Origin of the sequence: Bradyrhizobium sp. SRL28, assembly GCF_018596315.1 — a bacterium.
Taxonomy (GTDB): Bacteria; Pseudomonadota; Alphaproteobacteria; order Rhizobiales; family Xanthobacteraceae; genus Bradyrhizobium.
Window position 1 is genome coordinate 1 of record NZ_JAHEAG010000226.1, and the last position, 441, is coordinate 441.

At 58.3% G+C, this 441-nt stretch carries 1 protein-coding gene; it reads left to right on the forward strand.

Features of this window, described 5'->3' with window-relative positions:
- The coding region (locus KIP88_RS46105) for a transposase (RefSeq protein ID WP_214494666.1) at window positions 1-344 on the forward strand (344 nt) is incomplete at its 5' end.
- Window positions 345-441: the final 97 nt, after the last annotated feature.

Here is a 441-nt window from a genome sequence, read left to right on the forward strand (position 1 = left end):
TCTCAGAAGTCGGTGATTGGAAAGAGTTCTCGTCCGGACGAAGCCTGGCGGCCTGGATCGGGCTTGTTCCCAAGCAGCATTCGACCGGCGGCAAGGAACGTCTGGGTAGAATCTCAAAGCAGGGAAATCGGTATTTGCGATGGCTGCTCGTCACGGGCGCCATGGCCGTTATCCGATATGCGCGGCAGCATGGCACGCGGCGCCTCTGGCTTGCGCATATTATGGAGCGCCGGCCGATCAAAGTCGCCGCCGTGGCGCTTGCTAATAAAATCGCGCGCATGGCCTGGGCCATGATGGTACGCGGAGAGCAGTTCAAAGAGCCAGGATTGCTGCCAGCAGCATAGACAATAGGAGTTTCAACGATTGGCGAGGGCATGACGACGTAATGCAGACACGGTTGTTCCGGGGATTGGGAGAGCCCGTTTGGGTCAACGCACTTTC